Genomic DNA, 21,109 nt, shown 5'->3' with positions numbered 1-21,109 from the left:
CTTTATGGATTAATTGCCATTTTTGAGGATATTTGGTAAAATTTATCCCATGTCATCCACCACAAGATTGGACCGGGCCTATGAAAATGCCAAGGCCATCTCTTTTGACAACACTTCCAAATTCATTTTCTTCAGTGATTGCCACAGGGGGGACAACAGTTTTGCGGATGATTTTGCCAACAACAGGAACATCTATTTCCATGCCCTGAACCACTACTATAGGGAAGGTTTCCACTATTGCGAGCTTGGGGATGGGGATGAGCTTTGGGAAAACCTTAGTTTCGATTCCTTGATCGAGGCCCATAAAAATGTATATCAGTTGTTACGCCAGTTCCATTTGGAAAAACGGCTGCACATGCTTTGGGGCAACCATGATATGGTCTACCGTGATGAAAATTATGTGAAAAAGCACCTTTCCCATTATTTTGAGCCCATTGACGGTTCCGATAAAGCCCTTTTTGAAGGGATCACCTATCACGAGGCCCTCATCTTGAAGCACAGGGAAACTGGGCAGGAGATATTCTGTACCCATGGCCACCAAGCAGATTGGTGGAACTATGTGTGCTGGCGCATCGGCAGGTTCCTGGTAAGGGTGCTCTGGAAACCGCTCCAGGTAGTGGGCATTGCAGACCCCACCAGTCCTGCAAAGAACTACAAGGAACTCATCCGCATTGAAAAACGCATCAAACGCTGGATCTTGAGAAAAAACCTTCTGCTCACCATTGCGGGACACACCCATAGGCCCCGGTTCCCCGAACCGGGACAGATTCCCTTTTTCAATGATGGTAGCTGCGTACACCCGCGGAGCATTACAGGTATAGAGATTGAAAACGGCCAGATTTCGCTCATCAAATGGCATATTGCCACCAAGGCGGACGGCACGCTCCAAATTGTACGGGTATTGCTGGAAGGCCCTGAAAATCTATCGGATTATATAGCTCCCTGACATGAACAGCCTCGAGGCCCTACTTGACCAGATCCCGATACGTCACAACCTTGTGTCCCACATCATGTTCCTTGGGATCGCACAGGGGCTTTTCCTGACCTTGGTCATTTTTGTCAGGGCCAAAAGAAAATCCGCCATCCTATTTTTTGGTTGGATGCTGTTGGTTCAATGCTTTGTGTTCCTGGATGTGTACCTGTGCTATACGGGTCTTATAAAATATGTGATAGGGATGAACGATTCCACCGAACCTTTGGTGCTCCTTATCTTCCCTACCCTATATTTTTTCCTCTATGCCCTCCTCGAGCGCAAACCCATTACCCTGAAAAAACACTGGCCTCATTTTTTGTTGCCCGTGGCCTATGCCCTGTCGCAGACCTATTATTATCTAAGCCCGATGGAAGTAAAGGTCAATGCCTATATGGGTGCCTATTATCAAAACCTTGGTTTTTTGGACATTCCCGATGGGGTGAACCACTCCTATCACATCATAAAAGATCGATTTAGGTGGTTGGTTCTGTTCAGCTGCTCGCTCTACTTGGTCCTCTTATTCCGTTTGGTATTGAAATCCAAAAGAAACGGTTGGATGTCCACCAAGAACATCAAACTGGACAAGTACCTTTTTTCGCAGAATACTGTGGTGATCTCCTTGATCCTATCGTTGACCCTCTTTTTGATCTTTTTCAATTTTGATGACGATGGTGGGGACCATTATATTGGTATGATCCATACCCTCACCGTATTCATCACCTCTTTTTTCATTCTTTCGGAATCCCGATTTTTCGAAAAATCATGGATTGCCGACAAATATGAGACCTTGGCAGGTAGTTCCATCGAGTTTGGGACCATGGAGCAGTTTTTGAATGAAACCGGTTATTATTCGGACCAAAATGCCTCCCTGAAAAATCTGGCAGAAAAACTGGGCACCAATGCCAATACCGTGTCCAGATTGATCAATTCACAAACGGGGATGAACTTTAACGACTACATCAACCAGAAAAGGATTGTGCTTTCCAAAAGTAGGTTGATGGACCCTGATTTTGCCCATCTAACGGTCGAGGCCATTGGGCAAACGGTGGGCTTTAAGTCCAAATCCGCTTTTTACAGTGCCTTCAACAAACATGTGGGGCAATCGCCATCGGCCTTTGTAAAGCAGAAAAACGGGCAAAAAACGCTCTAATTTCTCCCAAATTGTAATTCAGGACATTTGCATGGACCTAAAATCAAGCGATTTACAAACGCACTTCCCATCTTTGGCCAAAATTCATCAAAATGGAAAAAACGATTAGACGTTATGATCTCGACTGGCTACGAGTGATTGTATTTGGATTGCTCATTTTTTATCACGTGGGCATGTTCTTTGTCCCTTGGGGCTGGCATGTGAAGAACAATGTGATCTACGATTGGCTGCGTTGGCCCATGCTGTTCCTCAACCAATGGCGGCTTCCCATACTCTTCACCATCTCCGGGATGGGCACGTACTATGCCCTGGGCAAAAGGAGCTTGGGCAAATTTGCCTGGGAGCGTTTCCTTCGGCTGGGGATTCCACTGGTTGCAGGCATGCTGCTCATTGTCCCTCCCCAAGTTTATTTTGAACGCTTGGCGGAAGGCTCTTTTGCGGGTTCCTACCTTCAGTATTATCGGTCCATGGCTTTTGATGGGGTCTATCCCGAAGGGAACCTGAGTTGGCACCACCTCTGGTTCCTTCCCTACCTTTTACTGTTCTCCTGGGTGCTTTCGCCCCTATTTGTTTACTTGAGAAATCATAGTACCACGTTCATCGATTGGATCAAAAGATTGCTCCAGAAGCCTTTGAGAATCTATTTGTTTGTTATACCCCTTTATTTTGTTGAAGCTTTGGTGGAACCGTTCTTTCCCGTGACCCATGCCCTCATCGGGGACTGGTTCACTATCATCTTCAATGGCATCTTGTTTTTCTATGGGTTTGTCCTGATCGCGACCGGAAACGTATTCTGGGAAAGTCTGACCCAGCTAAAGCACAAGGCACTTATCATCGGCATAGCGGCTTTTTCGGGACAATTGGTCATTTGGCTGTTTTTTGAGGACGGCTATGTGGTCCATTTCACCGAGGCCCTACTGAAAGTGGTGAACATTTGGTCGTGGATATTGGTGTTGTTCGCTTACGCCTCCAAATACCTGAACAGGCCCAGCAAGGGTCTTGCTTATGCCAACAGGGCCGTTTATCCTTTCTACATCCTACACCAAACCGTGACCGTGGGTATTGCTTACTACCTCATGGATCTGGATTGGGGTCTTTTGCCTAAGGCATTCCTATTGATTGTGGGTACATTTGGCATCAGTTGGTTGATCTATGACCTTGTCATTTTAAGGATTCCTTGGTTGCATCCCCTGTTCGGGTTAAAAAAAGAAAAGGTCAAATCGCTTGCTGATTAACGATTTAACGTCAATTTATCATCTTCATGGCAAGGTATTTGTTACTTTTATAAGTGCCAAATTGTTCCATCTTGCCATGAAAAAGATAATCTTTGCTCTACTGGCCATGCTACTCTCAACAGCTCCTTCGTTCGCACAGGGTGATCTGCCCACTACGCGTCCGTTAAAAATTGGCGAGAAGAACGACCTCGATGTCAAGGCCAGCAACCAAGGCACATTACTACGAATGCCTTCTGTATTGGACGAGAACCTCACTTCCAAAAATGAGAAACCCGGCATCCAGATGTTGCCCGATCGGGAACTGCTCCAGGCAGGCCACGACATGGTCATCGATCCCAAGGTCGGGGAAAAGAAGGAAAAAGGCAGCAACGAACATTTTGGCGATCAATATCTGGGCGATTTCAAGACCAATGCCAAGTTTGTGGGCATTGTGGCAAGAGATCACGAATATGTCGATGGTGACCGCATCAAAATCTATGTGAATGGAGAAGTTGTGGAGTACAATCTGTTGTTATCTGGCTCGTTCAAGGGCATCAATCTTGATTTGGTCCCAGGGTTCAATCGTGTTGAGTTTGAGGCCTTGAACCAAGGTTCATCCGGACCCAACACGGCCCAAGTGGTCGTGACCGATGACAAGGGGGAGGTGATCCACAACAACCGATGGAACCTTTCCACGGGCTCCAAGGCAAGCTTGATCATCGTGAAAGAAGACGAATGATCACTGCCCGGGCCTATACGTCCGTTCGGCCCGCTCCAATACATCTTCCTTATAATACGCCGCATCTTTGAATTTGATATCGGCATAACGTTGTGCTTGGTCATTGAAATGGGGAGAATCGGGATTTCCACTTTGGCCTCCGGCAAGCATCGTCTTGGCTCTGACCTTGTCCCCAAATTCCACCACGGCCACAAAACTGTTGCCCCGGGTTCCATAAATCTTTTTGGTATCGTTGTCGTACCGCGCACCATAGGCCGCCAATGCACCCCAAGTGCCACTGGCAAAACCGATGGGAATGCTGGGCTTGGCATCATCAAAGGGTTGATAGATGTCCCCGTTCAACCTTTGGTAACGGTTCACTTCGCCCCAAGGCATTCTCCAACTACCAAAATCGTCGGTCAACTGATTTAAACTCTCTTGAAACAAATCAAGCTTTTCCGAATTTGGGGAAGCTGTGCCCCAATATTCCACAAGTTCCATACCTGAAAGACCTTCAGGCCGCTCTGCTTTGGAGTAACTCATCGTTCCATAATAATGGGCCAGAGTCATCGCCACAGATTCTTCGGATGTTGCAAAATCCCAATTCCGCATGATATCAATAGCTTCTTTCAGTTTCTGTCTTGGTTCGGCATCATACGCACGCACCAGACCAGGAATCAACGCTTCAAAAGCAGGCAAATATGGGTCGTGTGCCAATTGGATGAGACTGTCCAAGGTATAACCGCTACGCCCGGTCAACAGCCGTATGGCGTGGACACCCCTAAAATTTTCTTGGTCCTTGGACATGTAGTTAGGGTAATCCTCTCTTTTGGGACTGTATTCCAACGCTGAAGTGTATGGGGTCGAATTGCAGTTCTGTATCCATCCATTTTTTGGGTTCAGCACCAGAATGTTCTCGTCCACCGTGTGCAGTCCCTGCCAATCAGTTTTGGGATCACTGCCATCCACAGGCCGGGTATAATCATAAATGGTATCGCGCTTCGGGATGAAGTTTCCATGGAAATAAGCGATGTTGCCCCCTGCATCGGCATAGACCGTGTTGTTCGATGAATTGGTTCGGATGTCCATCATTTTTCGAAAACCATCATACCCACCCTGTTTGGTACGGATATAGGATTGTTCCAAAGCCTTTACCGGCTCCCACATCATGGCCGAAGCGGTCCATTGGTCCCCCACTTGATGGGTGATCGGGCCGTGATGGGTACGGTACACGGGAAAGATCTTCTCCTTCAAACCATCCCCATCTTTATATTTTAAGGTCACTTGGCTGGAATCCACAGGGCGCAGTTCCTCTCCGTATTTGTAGAAAAGTTTGCCCTCATTCTTCACAATGGTCTCCTTGAACTCGTCCATCACATCGGTATAGGTCGATGTGTGCATCCAACCTGTTTTTTCATTAAATCCCTGGTACACAAAAAATTGCCCCCATGTGACGGCACCGTAGGCATTTAAACCTTCCTCACTGACCACGTGCACTTCGCCCCGAAAATAGAACGAGGTATGTGGGTTGATGAGCAACATCGCATGGCCAGATTGGGTCAGGTCCCCAGAAATGGCAATACCATTGGAGCCTTGGGGTTCGGCCATTTCTTCTTCCTTTTTTTGCTGGAGCAATTCCATTTCAGGGATTTCCATACCACTTTCGTAAAAGTTTTTAATCTTTCGAATGGAAATGCGTTCAATGTCACCACCAATAGACCCCTCGCTGAAATACATGGGCATCCAAGGCTCGAAATGCGTCAAAAGTTTGGGTTTCACTTCTGGATGGGTGTGCAAATAATAATTGATGCCATCGGCAAAGGCATCACAAAGTTTCTTCAGCCATTCGGGGCTTTTTTCATAATTGGCCTTGGCCTCCTCCTCTGTCATGAAAAGTTTGGCTCGTAGATCACTGTACAGAGCCTCTTCCCCTTCCACTTCGGCCAATCGGCCCGTAGCCCAGATATAATTTTGTTCCACACGGTTGAAATCATCCTCACATTGGGCATACAGTAATCCAAAAACGGCATCGGCATCGGTTTTCCCATAAATGTGGGGCACTCCAAAATCATCGCGGATGATGGTGATATTCGCCGCTTGGGCTTCCCATTCTTCAACTTCGGTCCGTGGTTTTTCCGAGCAGGAAAGAAAGACGAAAAGAATGGCAACAAGAAATGTCCTCATGGTATACTGGCTTGGTTTTCGTTCCATGAAAATACGGGAATTCCCCTTGCCTACCAACTTCCGCTGGCACCGCCCCCTCCCGAGCTACCCCCGCCACCCGAGAAACTACTGGAACTTCCCCCAGAACTACTGGACCCAAACGAATGGCTCCCCGAAGATGAAAAGGTCTTGCCCATATACGTCTTGTCCGATTTGAACCAAGAGAGCTTGAAGTCTTCCTTGCCCTTGACCAAAATCTTTAGCACAGCTAAAAAAATCGTCAACAAAAAGAACCCGCCAAAAACAAAATAGACCCATGTAATGTCCTCAACCAAGGCTTCAAAATTGAAGTTGAAGCCATAGACCATGGTGAGAAAAAAAAGCGGCATCAAAATAAAGACCAACCCAAACCCGACCATGAACAGCGCGGAGAAAATCATGAACAAACCGGGAACAAGCCCCAATTTCCCTACCATGATTCCCCGAAACATTTCCACCAGACCCGAATAGCCCTTGTAGAAAACAAATACCCCTGCAGCAATAAAGATGGATAGGAACAGGGTAAACAACACATAGCCCCACCAAGGCATTTCGCCTTCTGCCTCAATTTCCCTGTTGAATTCCGCCAAGGCTTCAGGGTTGTTGAGGAACTCTATGATCTGACCCGTGGCATCATCTATCCCGGCAAAATAGGCTTCTTCCTTGAATTTAGGAATCATGGTGTTGCGGATGATTCGGGAAGCCACGGCATCCGTGATGTAAGATTCCAGTCCGTAGCCGACCTCAATACGCACTTCCCTATCATTCTTTGAAAAAAGGATAAGAATGCCATTGTCCTTGCCCGCCTGTCCCAGCTTATTCTGGTTAAAGACCCCGTTGGCATATTCTTCAATGGTCTCGTAGCCCAGATCATTGATGGTCAACACCACCACTTGATTGGTGGTCTCATCCTCAAACTGGATAAGTTTTGTCCTAAGGCCCTGTAGTTCTTCTGAGGTGAAAATATTGGCATTGTCCGTGACAATCTCGGTCAATTGTGGGTACGGGTCCTGTCCCCAGCAAAATCCCGAGAACCACAACAAAAAATAGAAAAGCAATGTCCTTCCCATAAACTTGTTCAGCAAGAAAAACTAAAGATAGGGTTTTGTTGCTTTGTCCGCTCTTGGATTTGACCGATGGCCTCCTTGGGTCAGTCCTCGGCAGGGGCCAGCTCCACTTCCAGACCGTCGAGGTCTTCGGTAATGTGCAGTTGGCAGCCCAGTCGGCTGTTGTCCTTTACAAAAAAGGCTTCGGCCAACATGGCGTCCTCATCGTCGGATTTTTCAGGGAGCTGATGGTCTGAAAGCACATAGCATTGGCAAGAGGCACACATGGCCATCCCTCCACAGATCCCTATGGTGCCCTCTGGGGCTAGTTCGTAGGACCGAACCACCTCCATCAGGTTCATGTTCATATCTGTTGGGGCATCTACCTCGTGCAGAACGCCATCACGGTCGGTTATTTTTAATTTTATGTCGCTCATTCTATTTTAGGAAATAGGAATTAGGAGTTAGAGGCATTGGTCTTCATGGATTTTATCAATCCATATAATAATTTCGAAACTTCATGGGTAACCTCAATTATTTCATCTGCTCTTCCTTTGGCCAACAAATTTAATTTATTGGAACCAAGAGCGTAGAATAAAAACTTGGAAAAGTCAGCATTGGAACTTCTTTCAAAGCCTTCGGCGATATTATTGGATACTGAAACAGAAGCTTTTCTTATTTGATCTCTGAATCCAAAATCCTTACATTCATGAAAATCGTTATAGATGATAACTGCCAGTTCTTGAGCTTTCTGCCAAACAATTAAATCTTCGAACCTCTGAACCGCCATACCTAACTCCTGTATACTAATTACTAACTACTTATTAATCTATTGCTTTTACAACTGCTTTTGGAGCCTCTTTTTTACTTCCATCAAATCCCGTTACGCCACCTACCGTGGTATATTTCATCACATATTTTTTATCCGGATGGATACGCTGGTAGGCACTTTGGCACATCAGGGTCGCTTCGTGGAAACCACAAAGGATCAGTTTCAACTTTCCGGGATAGGTGTTCACGTCCCCAATGGCATAGATGCCGGGGATATTGGTCTGGTAGTCCAAAGCATTGTCCACCTTGATGGCATTTTTTTCGATTTCCAATCCCCAATTTCCAATCGGTCCTAGCTTGGGCGAAAGTCCGAACAAGGGGATAAAGTGGTCTACCCTGACCTCTGTGTCTTCATCCGTGTCGGTATTCCTGACCATGACCTTCTCCAATTTGCCCTCACCGTGAAGGGACACTACCTCGGCAGGGGTCATCAGTTTTATTTTTCCTTGATCTTTGAGGTGTTGTACTTTTTCCACAGAGTCCAAGGCTCCCCTGAACTCGTTCCTGCGATGCACCAAAGTGACCTCTTCGGCCACATCGGCCAAGAAAATGGACCAATCCAGGGCAGAATCGCCTCCACCGGCAATCAGCACTTTTTTGTCACGGTACATCTCTGGCTCCTTGATCATATAGGCCACCCCATTGTCCTCATATTGGGCAAGGTTGTCCAAGAGTGGCTTTCTGGGTTCAAAACTGCCCAGACCGCCAGCGATGGCAACTACGGGGGCATGGTGCTTGGTTCCCTTGTTGGTGGTGACCACAAAGGTACCATCATCCAATTTTTCAATGGTCTCTGCCCGTTCTCCCAGGGTAAAACCGGGCTGAAAGGGCCTGATCTGTTCCATGAGATTGTCCACCAGCTCTCCAGCCAATACTTCGGGGAATCCAGGAATATCGTAAATGGGTTTTTTGGGATAGATCTCGGAACATTGTCCGCCGGCTTGGGGCAATGCGTCTATCAGATGGCATTTCAATTGGAGCAGGCCTGCTTCAAAAACGGCAAAGAGACCCGTAGGTCCCGCTCCGATTATCAATATGTCGGTCTTGATCATGTGCAATGGATTTTGTGGCATGCAACTTACTGCGTACCAAAGGAAAGACGAATGACTTTTATCAGTTAGCTCAAATTGATGACTTCCTCAATTTGGGGCGCATATTTCTTAATGGTCATCTCCACACCACTCTTCAGGGTCATCTGGTTGACGCTACAGCCTATGCAATTGCCCTCCAATCTAACTTTTACGGAGTTGTCATTGTCTATCGAGACCAAGGTGATATCGCCCCCATCACTCTGTAGGAAGGGTCGTATTTCCTCCAAGGCCTTTTCAACATTGCTTTTTATTTCTTCTGATGTCATGCTCATTTCTTTTTAACGGCGGCACAACCGGCCATTGTTGTAATCTTTATTGCTTCGGTGGGAGGCAGATCGGTATTTCGTTTCACCAATTCCTGCACCACGTTTCGGGTCAGTTCTTCAAAAGCCTCCTCTATTGGGGTGGCTGTCTGCAATGCCGCCGGTCTTCCCACATCACCTGCTTCCCTGATGCCCTGCACCAACGGGATCTCTCCCAAAAAGGGCACATCAATGTCTTCAGCCAAGTTTTTGGCACCGTTCTGTCCAAAGATATGGTATTTATGGTCAGGAAGTTCGGCCGGGGTAAAGTAGGCCATATTTTCCACGATACCCAAAACCGGTACGCTTATGGCTTCCTGCTGGAACATGGCAACGCCTTTTCGGGCATCGGCCAAGGCAATTTCCTGCGGGGTACTCACCACAACGGCACCTGTGACGGGCAAGGACTGCATGATGCTCAAATGAATATCCCCTGTCCCTGGGGGCAGATCCAGCAACAAAAAGTCCAATTCACCCCAGTGGGCATCAAAGATCATCTGGTTGAGAGCCTTGGCCGCCATGGGACCACGCCAGATAACGGCCTGGTTAGGCTGGGTGAAAAATCCGATGGACAATAGTTTCACCCCATAGTTTTCAATGGGCTTCATCTTTGCCTTGCCATCCACATTGATGGACAAGGGTTTTTCGTTGGCTACATCGAACATAATAGGCATGGAAGGTCCGTAGATATCCGTATCCAACAACCCCACCTTAAAGCCCATCTTGGCCAAAGTGACCGCCAAATTGGCGGTAATGGTCGATTTTCCCACACCCCCCTTGCCCGATGCCACGGCCACAATGTTCTGGATGCCTGGAATGGGGTTTCCCTTAATCTGGTTGACCTTGGGTGTGGCGGGCGCATCAACCTTTAGGTTGACCTTGATCTTGGCCTTTTCGTAGACCTCTCTATGGATACACTTCAAGATTTCCACCTCGGTCTTCTTTTTGGCCTGAAGACTTGGGTTCTTTATGGTGACGTCCACTTCCACTTCATCGCCAAACACTTGGATGTTGGTGATTGCCCCGCTCTCCACTATATTTTGACCATCTCCAGGCGCAGAAATTTTTTCCAATGCCTTGAGAATATCTGCTTTTTTCAACTTCATTGTCCGTATTTTATATGCAGTCGTTTGTACTGATTCTAAATTACAAAGATACGGTGTTGCGCTTAGATTTAGAAGTTGGTCCATTGAATTTCAATATGGTAGAACAACTTGCCTCTATAATGTGATGATTTGTCCCATTTTAGTGTGCTTTTTGAGCCTTTTTAGGTTTTCAAACTTGGAAATAATGCTTCTGTACCGATAGATATAAACCACAATCGACCTCTTTTTTTTGAAAAAAAATGTAGCTTAGGCTATCGAACATACCCATAACCGACCACATATGCCGACCAACCTTAAAATTCCTCCTTTCCTTTGCTTCTTTGCTTTGATCTGTTTGATTTCCTGCGCCTCAAAACATGAATTCACTAAAAGGGATGTCAAAAAATCTGAACGCCTGATCGGCATTCATTTTTCGAAAGAGGCACGGGACACTTTGTATCCATACCTGCAAAGGAACCGTGAAGGGTTCGATTCGCTCCGAAAATATCCGTTGGACAATGCTGTTTTTCCTGCCATCCGTTTTGATCCCATTCCATTTGGCTTTGAAATGCCCGAACAATTGGAACATCAGGGTTGGGAAATTCCCGACCATGTAGAGATCCCAGAACCTTATGATCTGCTGGCGTTTTATACCATTCCACAGCTCGCATCACTCATCAAACATCAAAAAATCACTTCGACCGAACTCACCCAATTCTTTTTGGACCGATTGAAAAAGTACCAGCCCATGTTGCAATGCAGCATCACCATTACCGATAGTCTCGCAATGGCACAGGCCAAACGCGCTGATCAGGAAATCAAAAGTGGACAGTATCGGGGCATTTTGCACGGCATCCCCTACGGCACCAAAGATTTGATGTTCGTTGCCGGATATCCGACCACTTGGGGGGCTGTTCCCTACAAAGATCAAGAAATCGACCAAACCGCCACCGTGATCGAACGCCTTGAAGAATCGGGCGCCATATTGGTAGCGAAGCTCGTTTCGGGGGCCTTGGCCCGGGGCGATGTATGGTTTGGCGGGAAGACCAAAAATCCGTGGGACACCACTCAAGGTGCCAGTGGTTCTTCAGCCGGTTCGGGGTCGGCCACTTCGGCAGGACTGGTCCCCTTTGCCCTCGGGACCGAAACCTTGGGTTCCATCACATCACCCAGTACTAGAAATGGGGTCACAGGGCTGCGACCTACCTATGGAAGGGTGAGCCGACATGGCGTGATGAGCCTGAGCTGGTCCATGGACAAGGTTGGGCCATTGGGACGGAACGCTGAGGATTGCGCCATTGTATTTGCGGCCATTCAAGGGAAGGACGAAAAAGACCTGACCACGATCGATCTTCCCTTTGGTGTCGATTGGAAAAAAGATATCACCAGCTTAAAGGTGGCCTATCTTAAAGAGGACATCGAAAAAGACACCACGCAAAGTGGCGATAATTTGAGAAATGCCCTTGAAACCCTAAAATCGATAGGAATCGAACCAACGGCCGTAAAAATGCCCGAAGCCATTCCCTATCGCGGGTTTGACATTATTCTCAGAGCTGAGGCAGGAGCTTTTTTTGATGCATTGGTGCGTTCGGGAAAAGTAGATGAAATGGTGGAACAGGACCAGCGTTCGCGGGCCAATTCCTTGCGGCAAAGTCGCTTTATTCCTGCTGTGGAATACCTGCAGGCGAATCGGCAAAGACAGGTATTGATGCAGGAAATGAACGCGTTGATGAAGGACTACGATGTACTGATATCACCTTCGTTCGGGAATGACCAATTGCTGGCCACCAACCTGACAGGACATCCCGTAATTGCCATACCCACCGGTCTGGACGATAAAAAGCATCCCACCAGCATGACCTTTGTGGGCAACCTATACGATGAAGCCAGTATTTTACTATTAGCGAAGGCCTTTCAGGAAAGAACGGGGTTTGACGAGATGCATCCCCCTGGATTTTAAAGCTCCTTTCCGGGGTCCCAAAAATATTTTTGAAAATCCACAATTTGATTGTCCTTCACTTTGACACCCTCATTTTCCAAAAGTTGTTGCATGAGATTGGTTCCCTCAAAATGATGTTTCCCTGTAAGCACCCCAACACGGTTGACCACCCTATGCGCCGGCACATCCTTTGCAGACGAATTGTTCATGGCCCAACCCACCATTCGGGCACTACGGGCCGCTCCAAGGTATTTGGCAATGGCCCCATAAGAAGTCACCCTTCCATAGGGAATTTCCCTTGCCACCGCATATACTTTGTCAAAGAAGTTTTCCTCTTCCATATCAACGGTAAAAAATCCGAATAAGGGTAATCACCAACAGCAAAAGCATAAGTGCACTCAGGATGTAATTGGAGTTTTTGGAGAAGCGATTGGTCTTGGTCTCCAATTTATCAAAATAGAAGGTATAGAGGTAGAGCACGGAAAATGTTCCCGCCCCGGCCGCTACCACAAAGGTTGTAATGTCCTTGGCCTCAAACTTGATCCATCCCGCTTCGTTCCACATGGCATTGAGCCCACTATAGTATGGAATAGTGAGCAGGTTGACGGCTGCCAAAAGTATTCCCTTGAAAAAACTGTTCTTCTTGCTCAGGTTCACTTTTTTGATCTTCTGCGCTTTCTTCCGTTTTGCCACTATAAAAAAATACACCGCAAAAAAGGCAAAAATGGCAATGGCAATTTTGAGAAGGAGGTCGATGACCTCGGGGTTCCTGTATAAAAACTTGGAGATGAAGACCGCAATGTAGGCTTGCACCATAATCATGGAAGACACCCCGAAACTGAAGATGACCCCGTTGACCTTTCCCTTTTCCACACTGATCTTGGCCGCATTCATATTGAGCAATCCCGGCGGCACTGTAGCCATGAAGGCTGCCGAAAATGTGGCAAAAAAGAGAATGAGGATATGGGTCATTGGTCAGTAGATCCTAACTTAAACTGGATATATGTAATCGGTTTTCCTTTCTCAAGATACTGATTTTCATAGAAAGTCTGGATTTCCAAAACCTCTTTGGGGCTCCCACTGTTTTTATACACATCGTGGTTGGCATAGGCAATCTCATATCCCAATCCCTGTAACAGGCCAAGCGTGTAACCGTGCATGAACTCACTGTCCGTCTTTAGGTTCATTGTCCCTCCCTTTTTCAGGATGTGTCTGTATTTTTCCAAAAAAACGGGATTGGTGAGCCTGTGTTTGGTCCGTTTGTACTTGATCTGTGGATCGGGGAAGGTGATCCAGATCTCTTCCACTTCATTTTCAGCAAAAAGATGGTCCACCAATTCGATTTGTGTACGCAGGAACGCCACATTGGGCAATTGCTTATCCACAGCGATCTTGGCCCCACGCCAGAACCTTGCACCCTTGATATCGACCCCGATGTAGTTCTTGTCCGGGTTCCTTTCGGCCAAACCAATGGTGTATTCGCCCTTGCCGCAGCCGAGTTCCAGGACAATGGGATTGTTGTTCCCAAAAAATGAGGCCCAATCGCCCTTATACTTGAATCCTTGAAGGACCTCATCCCTTGTGGGCTGTACCACGTTCGAAAATGTCTCGTTCTCCTTGAACCTCTTAAGTTTGTTCTTGCTTCCCACTTTTGTCCAGAATTGACCAAAAATTTAATGATTTGGCAAAACTAAGGAAATCCACAAGCAAATTACATTTTGTTTTTTTGCGCTTATGTTCAATTCCAAGCGGATTTTGGTCGCCCCGTTGAATTGGGGCCTGGGACATGCCACAAGGTGCATCCCCATAGTTCGGGCTTTGCTGGAGCACGGCCACCAGCCCTACCTTGCATCGGATGGGGTAGCCCTATCATTGCTGCAGAAGGAATTCCCCGAACTGCCCTCTTTTGAACTGCCGTCTTATAAGATTACCTATGCGGAAAAGGGCAAAAACTTCAAGATCAAGATGATCTGGGACTCCCCGAAGGTGATCAAGGCCATGGCCAAGGAAAAAAAAGAGGTGAAGCGATTGGTGAAGGAACATGGACTGGACGGGATCATTTCCGATAACCGATTGGGTGCATTCTATAAAAAAGTACCCTGCGTGTTCATCACCCACCAGTTGAACGTGCTCTCCGGAAACACCACTTGGATGAGTTCCAAGGCGCACCAGAAGATCATACAGAAATTTGATGCCTGTTGGGTCCCCGATGTTGAGGGCAAACCCAACCTGACGGGCAAATTGGGACACTTGAAAAAATCCAAGTTGAAGATTGCCTACTTGGGGCCGCTGAGCCGTTTTGAAAAATTGGATATCCCTATTTCCCATGACCTTATGGTGTTGCTTTCCGGCCCAGAGCCCCAGCGTACTTTTTTGGAGGAAAAACTATTGAAGGAACTCCAAGGATTTGAGGGAAACATCGTTTTTGTACGTGGGAAAATTGAAGACGAACAGACCTTCGAGGAACAAAAATTGGCCAAGGGAAACCTCCACCTATACAATTTCATGAAATCCGATGCCCTCCAAGAAGCACTGAACCAAAGCGCCAAAGTATTGTGCCGATCGGGATACACCACGGTCATGGACCTGGCCAAACTGGAAAAAAAGGCCTTTTTCATACCTACTCCAGGGCAGTACGAGCAGGAATATTTGGCCAAGCGATTGGAAAAACAGGAACTGGTACCCTACTGCGATCAGGATGCCTTCCGTCTTTCGGAATTGTCAAGGATAGCTAATTTTAAGGGGCTTGCCCAATTTGAGTCCGATATAGATTATTCGACTCTTTTTGCGGTCTTTTCCAGAGTGAACGAAAACTCGGAACCTATACCCACTTCGCTTTCCACATAGATTTTCTCTCCGTGGGCCTCAATGATGTGCTTCACAATGGAAAGTCCCAATCCCGATCCACCTTCACTACGGCTACCGCTCTGGTCCACACGGTAAAAACGTTCAAAAAGTCGCGGAATGTGCTGTTTTGGGATTCCAGAACCGTTGTCCGTCACCCTAATGATCACCTTGTTCTTGATCAAATTTTCCACACTGACTTCGGTAGTACCGTTTGCATGGCCATACTTAATGGAATTGACCAAAAGGTTACTGATCACCTGTTGGATTTTCTCCCGATCTGCGTTCACATAAACAGGATTGGGATATTCCATGTCAAAGACGAGGGCTATTTGTTTTTGGGCGGCTTTCATCTCCAGCAGATCAAACGTGTTCTGTATGAGTTCTATGATGTCAAAATCCTCCCTTGCCAATTTGAGGTCCCCAACTTCCAATTTGGTGATGAGATCGAGGTCCTTGACAATATAGATAAGACGCTCCACCCCTTTACTGGCCCTTTGCAGATACTTTTGGCGCAGTTTCTTATCATTCATGGCACCATCCAATAAGGTGAGTATGTAACCTTGCACGGTGAACAGGGGTGTTTTGAGCTCGTGGGACACGTTCCCCAAAAAATCCCTTCGATACTCTTCCCGGATCTTCAAGGTGTCAATCTCTATCTTTTTGCCCTCGGCAAACTTTTCGATCTCTTCGGTAAGGGTCTTCATGTCCGTGGTGACCGGCTTTGACGAAAATGATGTGGATTCCAGAAGGGACACATCATCATATATTTTTTTGATGCGCCTATAGATGAACCGTTCCACCCTGATCTGGATAACGACAAAGCAAACGATGAAGCAGATTACGGCAAACAAAATGGCATAAGGCCAATCCAATCGGCCCTTGTCCAAAAGAAAGGCCACGAACAGTGCAGAAACAAAAAAAGTGATCAGAAGGGACGACCTTAAAGCAAATTTATATGACTTCTTTAGCTTGATGGCCATTAAAGAACAAACTTATACCCTACACCCTTGACGGTTTTAAAGTGATCATCACCTATTTTCTCCCGAAGTTTTCTGATGTGGACATCTATGGTACGCCCACCAACGACGACCTCATTGCCCCATACCTTGTCCAGGATCACTTCACGTTTGAAAACCTTGTTGGGTTTGGAGGTCAATAAGGACAATAGTTCGAATTCCTTTCTGGGCAATACGATTTCTTCCCCATCATTGATGATCTTGTATTCTTCCCTGTTGATGACAATACTGCCCACCTTGACAATGTCCTCCACTTCCTTCTTGTCCTCTTTCAGCCTTCTCAGCAGTGCCTTTACCTTGCTCACCAAAACTTTTGGTTTTATGGGTTTGGTGATGTAATCATCGGCCCCGGCATCAAAACCGGCCACTTGCGAATAATCCTCCCCGCGGGCAGTAAGGAAAGTGATGATGGTGTTTTCCAATCCTGGTGTGTTGCGTATCATTTCGCAGGCCTCGATACCATCCATCTCGGGCATCATCACGTCCATGATGATCAAATGGGGGGTCTTTTTCTTGGCCTTGGCCACACCTTCCACACCATTTTTGGCGGTAAAGACCTCATAGCCTTCAGAGGCTAAGTTGTAGCTCACAATTTCCAGAATATCAGGTTCATCGTCAACAAGTAGAATCTTAATGTCCTTCGTTTTCATGGGATGGTATTTCTATGTTAAACGCCCAAATGTAAAGATAATACTATAACGGCATAAATGCTTAACGTTCATTTAATCTGGTAACCTTATTGTAACGATAAGCAAAAGAACACTTAACACCTAGCTAACATCGCTTTTACAGCCTGTGGCGTTCTTTGCGCCAAATACTTAGCTGAGAATGAAATACTTTTTATTGATTTTTGTGTTTGCCTTTGCAACCTATACTTATGCACAGCAAACCACCGGGAGCATCGTTGGTAAACTCACGGACAGAGAGCAGAACGATGAGCCTCTAGCATTTGCCAACATCCTTATTAAAGGGACCACTTTGGGTACGACATCTGACTTTGATGGTCTCTACGAAATCCCCAACGTGGAGCCTGGAACCTACACTTTGACATTTAGCTTTTTGGGTTACGAAACCGTTGAAATCCCCAATATTGAGGTAGTTTCGGGTAAAGTGACCAGTATTGACGTACCCATGAGCGCTTCGCAAGGGGTTGCTTTGGACGAAGTAGTGGTGACCACCGTCGCCAGAAAAGATTCAGAAATAGCATTGCTATTGGACCAGAAAAGGGCCATAACCTTGGAAACTTCCATAGGGGCACAGGAATTGGCCAGAAAGGGAGCCAGTGATGCTGCCACTGCGGTCACTAAAGTTACCGGGATCTCCAAGGAAGAAGGTACTGGAAACGTATATGTCCGTGGTCTAGGGGACCGTTACAACATCACTACCTTGAACGGATTGCCTCTCCCCTCCAACAATACTGCGAAGAAGAACATTGATTTGGGACTTTTCGGGACATCCATCATTGAATCCATTGGTATTGACAAGACCTACAATGCACAAAATTATGGTGACTTTGGTGGGGCCAACATCAATATTGTTTCCCGCAACTACACTGGGGCAGGCTTTTTGGAGCTTGGTGTCAGTTCAGGGGCCAACTCGGAGGCAATAGGCGTCGAGGATTTCTACCTCTATGAAGGACCTGACTTTTCTGGATTTTACAATAAAGAAATCCCCAACAATCCTTTCAACAATACTTTTGATACCAGTTGGGACCGTGAAACAAGAAGCACTCCCATCAATTCAAGCCTTTCCCTTAAAGGTGGGGACTCATTCAACATCGGCGAAAATTCCACATTGAACTTTTTTGCGGTAGGTTCCTTTAGCAATAAAAATTCATACCGGGAAGGGGTCAACAGAGGTGCTCCCAATTTGGGAACGGGACTGCCAAACTCTGATTTTGACTACCAAAGGTACAGTTACGAAACTGCCACTACCCTTATGGGGAATGTTGGACTCCGTTTGGGTACGGCCAATGATATCAAGTACAACTTCGTGATGCTCAACAATTCTGAGCAAAAGCATGAGGAATTTGATGGTATCCTGGACAGGGAGGACGATGCCCCCAACGGAGGTGGTTTCATCCAAAGGAACACTTTTGAAAGAACCACGCTGATGATCAATCAATTGTTGGGAAGCCACGATTTGAGCGAAAATCTTGAATTGAATTGGGGCGTGGGGTACAACAATGTACGGAATCTGGTCCCAGATAGAAGACAGAACATTCTTTTGCCTAACTCCAACAATGATCCCCAAGGTCCAAAATCATTCCGATTGGTATCGGCCGCATCAGCCAACCATAGGTTTTTTCAAGAATTGACCGAAGATGAACTTGCCGCCAACATCTCCACTTCCTTCAAGTTCAAGAAAAATGAGGACGATGCCTTTGATGGTAAGTTGACCGTTGGATATAATGGTAGGTTCAAGGACGTTTCCTTTGAAGCGACCCAATTCAACTATCAAATATTGAATGTTGCCAACCAGCCCACGGTTGACCCTTATAATATTGATGCCTATTTTCAGGAATATGGTCCCGGCACTGGATATTGGCAGATCCGAACCTTTAGGGGCACTGCCTCTACCCCTGGTGCATTGGACCCACAGACCTATGGCGGGGAGCAACAGATCAATGCAGGGTTCTTGACCTTGGAATACAAGTTTACTCCCAAGTTCACCTTGTTTGCAGGTGCAAGGGGCGAACAAATTGTGCAACGAATCGATTGGAGTACCGTGATCCAAGGTGAGGGTAGCAACGAACTGGAAACTTTTGAGTTTTTGCCGTCATTGGCCCTTAAATATGAGCTCAATCAAAAGCAAAACCTAAGGTTTGCCGCCAGCAAGACCTATACCTTGCCCCAATTCAAGGAGCGTGCCCCCTTCCTGTTCCAAGAGGAAATCAATCAGGATACACAGGGTAACCCTGCACTCGAAAACTCCACGAACTACAATTTTGATTTGAGATGGGAGCTGTTCCCATCTTCTAGCGAACTGGTTTCTTTCGCCGTATTCGGGAAATATATCGAGAACCCGATAAATACCTTCTTGATCGTATCGGCGGCCAACAACCTCAGCTATGCCAACACAGGGGATAGCGCTACTGCCTTTGGCGCCGAACTTGAGGTAAAGTTGGATGTACTTGAAAATGAAAAAGAAAGCGCTGAAAGTATGCTCGTCGATCGGTTGTCCGTTGGAGGGAACATTTCTTACCTGAACACCAATCAGGAGTTGGATTATCAAAAAGTATCCGAAGAGACCAATTTTGCTGCTGCTTTTACCAACACGGAAGCACCCCTTCAAGGAGCCTCGGACTTCATTTTCAATGCCGACATCAGTTACTATACCGAGTTCGCCAACAACAAAAACCTGAGGACCACACTGGCCGGAAACTATTTCTCCGACCGCATTTTTGCCTTGGGAAGCACCGGTAGAGGGCATTTGGTGGACAAAGGCTTTGTTACCCTTGATTTTATTACAGCGGCCCAGCTTGGCGACCATTTCGGGCTGGGGTTGAACATCAGGAACCTACTCAATCCATTGGTGGAACGTGTCAATGAAAATGCTGAGGGAGATTTGGACACTAGCAACCCGGCAATCCCTGGTTTCTTGGAAAATGGGCCTGTGACCGCATTATCCTACAAAAAAGGGGTTGATTTCAGCCTCTCCCTAACCTATAAGTTTTAAAACTATCAAACGATAAATATTAAATCTGAATTTCTTTAATCTAAAACTATACTTATGAAAAAATCATTTTTCAAATTTATGTTAAGTTTCGCTGTAACGGCCTTTGTGGTATCGTGTAGCGGTGACGACAATGGCGGCGGTAGCACCTGTTCGGATGGTATCCAGAACGGTGATGAGACCGGAGTTGATTGTGGAGGCTCCTGCACCCCATGTGCCGATGCAGCCGTGGAACTTTCTGGAGAGGTCACCGAAGATACCGATTTGGATGCTACAAAAGAATATAAACTTACTGCATCTTACATTGTAAAAGCTGGTGCGTCATTGACCATTCCTGCCGGAACCGTGATCAAGGCCTCTGGAGGTACTGCCGCTTTCATCGGTGTTGAAAGAGGTGCCCAGATTTTCATCAATGGTACTGCTGAAGCTCCTGTGGTGATGACTTCTTCTAGCGAGACTCCTGCCCCTGGCGATTGGGGTGGATTGGTGATTGCAGGTGATGCCCCTACCAACAAAGGGGTGGACGTGACCACTGAGGTAGGTGACCTTACCTATGGTGGTGCCACTGCCGATGACGATTCTGGTTCCATCACCTACCTTCGTGTGGAATATACCGGGGCCACTTTCTCCAACGATAAGGAGTTCAACGGTGTATCCCTCTTCGGTGTTGGTTCAGGAACCACTTTCGAATATGTACAGTCTTTGAATGGTGGTGACGATGGTATCGAGTTCTTCGGAGGCACCGTAAGCGGTAACTACCTTGTATCCATAGGAAGCGGTGACGATTCCATCGACTTCGCAGATGGTTGGACCGGTAACGGAAGCTACTGGTACATCGCTGGTGGTGCAAAAGCAGGTATCGAAGGTTCCAACAACGGGGACAATGGCGATGCCACCCCTGTGACCACGACTACCTTGAGCAACATCACCGTGGTAGGTCCCACCAGTGATGAAGGTGCCCTTTTCTACAAAGAAGGTGGGGGCAGCTTTTCCATCGACAACTTTTATGTGAGCAATGCT

20 protein-coding genes are annotated in these 21,109 nt (G+C 46.8%); 8 read left to right on the top strand and 12 right to left on the bottom strand.

Going from position 1 to position 21,109, the window contains the following annotated elements; genetic code table 11:
• The first annotated feature begins 49 nt into the window (after window positions 1-49).
• The 4 genes from D2V93_RS14125 to D2V93_RS14110 all read left to right on the top strand — a co-directional run bounded on the left by D2V93_RS14125 (window position 50) and on the right by D2V93_RS14110 (window position 4,076).
• On the top strand, window positions 50-946 hold the full coding sequence (locus D2V93_RS14125; RefSeq protein WP_119619848.1) for a metallophosphoesterase family protein: 897 nt from the start codon (window positions 50-52) through the stop codon (window positions 944-946).
• Between the two features lies 1 nt (window position 947).
• Window positions 948-2,123, top strand: coding sequence for a helix-turn-helix domain-containing protein (locus D2V93_RS14120; RefSeq protein ID WP_119619847.1), 1,176 nt, complete (start codon window positions 948-950; stop codon window positions 2,121-2,123).
• A gap of 92 nt (window positions 2,124-2,215) precedes the next feature.
• A complete protein-coding gene (locus D2V93_RS14115; RefSeq protein WP_182849995.1) occupies window positions 2,216-3,358 on the top strand; it encodes an acyltransferase family protein in 1,143 nt (380 codons plus the stop codon).
• 76 nt (window positions 3,359-3,434) lie between these two features.
• The gene (locus D2V93_RS14110) at window positions 3,435-4,076 is read left to right on the top strand and encodes a hypothetical protein (RefSeq protein WP_072876821.1); all 642 of its coding nucleotides are present in this window, start codon (window positions 3,435-3,437) and stop codon (window positions 4,074-4,076) included.
• Here the strand turns inward: D2V93_RS14110 and D2V93_RS14105 are convergent, their stop codons facing one another.
• The 7 genes from D2V93_RS14105 to D2V93_RS14075 all read right to left on the bottom strand — a co-directional run bounded on the left by D2V93_RS14105 (window position 4,077) and on the right by D2V93_RS14075 (window position 10,633).
• On the bottom strand, window positions 4,077-6,239 hold the full coding sequence (locus D2V93_RS14105; protein ID WP_119619992.1) for an acylase: 2,163 nt from the start codon (window positions 6,237-6,239) through the stop codon (window positions 4,077-4,079).
• Window positions 6,240-6,289: 50 nt separating this feature from the next.
• A complete protein-coding gene (locus D2V93_RS14100) occupies window positions 6,290-7,327 on the bottom strand; it encodes a TPM domain-containing protein (protein WP_119619846.1) in 1,038 nt (345 codons plus the stop codon).
• A gap of 80 nt (window positions 7,328-7,407) precedes the next feature.
• The gene (locus D2V93_RS14095; RefSeq protein WP_072875890.1) at window positions 7,408-7,740 is read right to left on the bottom strand and encodes a 2Fe-2S iron-sulfur cluster-binding family protein; all 333 of its coding nucleotides are present in this window, start codon (window positions 7,738-7,740) and stop codon (window positions 7,408-7,410) included.
• Window positions 7,741-7,760: 20 nt separating this feature from the next.
• Window positions 7,761-8,093, bottom strand: a complete 333-nt coding sequence (locus D2V93_RS14090) for a four helix bundle protein (protein ID WP_119619845.1) — start codon at window positions 8,091-8,093, stop codon at window positions 7,761-7,763.
• A gap of 34 nt (window positions 8,094-8,127) precedes the next feature.
• The gene (locus tag D2V93_RS14085) at window positions 8,128-9,186 is read right to left on the bottom strand and encodes an NAD(P)/FAD-dependent oxidoreductase (RefSeq protein ID WP_119619991.1); all 1,059 of its coding nucleotides are present in this window, start codon (window positions 9,184-9,186) and stop codon (window positions 8,128-8,130) included.
• Between the two features lie 65 nt (window positions 9,187-9,251).
• Entirely contained in the window at window positions 9,252-9,491 is a 240-nt protein-coding gene (locus D2V93_RS14080) for a NifU family protein (protein WP_072876825.1), read from the bottom strand.
• Window positions 9,492-9,493: 2 nt separating this feature from the next.
• On the bottom strand, window positions 9,494-10,633 hold the full coding sequence (locus D2V93_RS14075; protein ID WP_072875901.1) for an Mrp/NBP35 family ATP-binding protein: 1,140 nt from the start codon (window positions 10,631-10,633) through the stop codon (window positions 9,494-9,496).
• Window positions 10,634-10,913: 280 nt separating this feature from the next.
• On the opposite strand from D2V93_RS14075, the gene D2V93_RS14070 reads away from it, so the two are divergent.
• A complete protein-coding gene (locus D2V93_RS14070) occupies window positions 10,914-12,572 on the top strand; it encodes an amidase (protein ID WP_119619844.1) in 1,659 nt (552 codons plus the stop codon).
• Here D2V93_RS14070 and D2V93_RS14065 read toward each other — a convergent pair.
• From D2V93_RS14065 to trmB, 3 genes are read right to left on the bottom strand one after another with little or no spacing between them, the layout of a single operon-like run.
• A complete protein-coding gene (locus D2V93_RS14065; protein WP_119619843.1) occupies window positions 12,569-12,892 on the bottom strand; it encodes an MGMT family protein in 324 nt (107 codons plus the stop codon). The two genes, D2V93_RS14070 and D2V93_RS14065, sit on opposite strands and share 4 nt — an antisense overlap.
• A 1-nt stretch (window position 12,893) precedes the next feature.
• Window positions 12,894-13,523 (bottom strand): LysE family transporter, encoded by a 630-nt coding sequence (locus D2V93_RS14060; RefSeq protein WP_072875906.1) that lies wholly within the window; start codon window positions 13,521-13,523, stop codon window positions 12,894-12,896.
• Window positions 13,520-14,200: a tRNA (guanosine(46)-N7)-methyltransferase TrmB gene (trmB, locus tag D2V93_RS14055; RefSeq protein WP_119619842.1), complete on the bottom strand. Its 681-nt coding sequence runs from the start codon at window positions 14,198-14,200 to the stop codon at window positions 13,520-13,522. Before trmB ends, D2V93_RS14060 begins: the two co-directional genes overlap by 4 nt.
• An 85-nt stretch (window positions 14,201-14,285) precedes the next feature.
• Between trmB and D2V93_RS14050 the strand changes: the two genes are divergently transcribed.
• On the top strand, window positions 14,286-15,398 hold the full coding sequence (locus D2V93_RS14050) for a glycosyltransferase (RefSeq protein WP_119619841.1): 1,113 nt from the start codon (window positions 14,286-14,288) through the stop codon (window positions 15,396-15,398).
• On the opposite strand, the gene D2V93_RS14045 is transcribed toward D2V93_RS14050, so the two are convergent.
• Window positions 15,323-16,378: a sensor histidine kinase gene (locus D2V93_RS14045; RefSeq protein WP_119619840.1), complete on the bottom strand. Its 1,056-nt coding sequence runs from the start codon at window positions 16,376-16,378 to the stop codon at window positions 15,323-15,325. The genes D2V93_RS14050 and D2V93_RS14045 overlap by 76 nt on opposite strands.
• A complete protein-coding gene (locus D2V93_RS14040) occupies window positions 16,378-17,064 on the bottom strand; it encodes a response regulator transcription factor (RefSeq protein ID WP_072875915.1) in 687 nt (228 codons plus the stop codon). Before D2V93_RS14040 ends, D2V93_RS14045 begins: the two co-directional genes overlap by 1 nt.
• A 178-nt stretch (window positions 17,065-17,242) precedes the next feature.
• Here D2V93_RS14040 and D2V93_RS14035 point away from each other — a divergent pair, with 178 nt between their 5' ends.
• Both D2V93_RS14035 and D2V93_RS14030 read left to right on the top strand, forming a co-directional pair.
• Window positions 17,243-20,092 carry a TonB-dependent receptor gene (locus D2V93_RS14035; protein ID WP_119619839.1) on the top strand — a complete coding sequence of 950 codons (2,850 nt, stop codon included), beginning with the start codon at window positions 17,243-17,245 and terminating at the stop codon, window positions 20,090-20,092.
• Between the two features lie 54 nt (window positions 20,093-20,146).
• Window positions 20,147-21,109: hypothetical protein (locus D2V93_RS14030; protein ID WP_119619838.1), on the top strand; the 963-nt coding region annotated here is incomplete at its 3' end.

The sequence above is a fragment of the Flagellimonas taeanensis genome, assembly GCF_003584105.1.
GTDB classification, from domain to species: domain Bacteria; phylum Bacteroidota; class Bacteroidia; order Flavobacteriales; family Flavobacteriaceae; genus Flagellimonas; species Flagellimonas taeanensis.
This window is presented reverse-complemented; position numbering and strand designations above follow the sequence as displayed.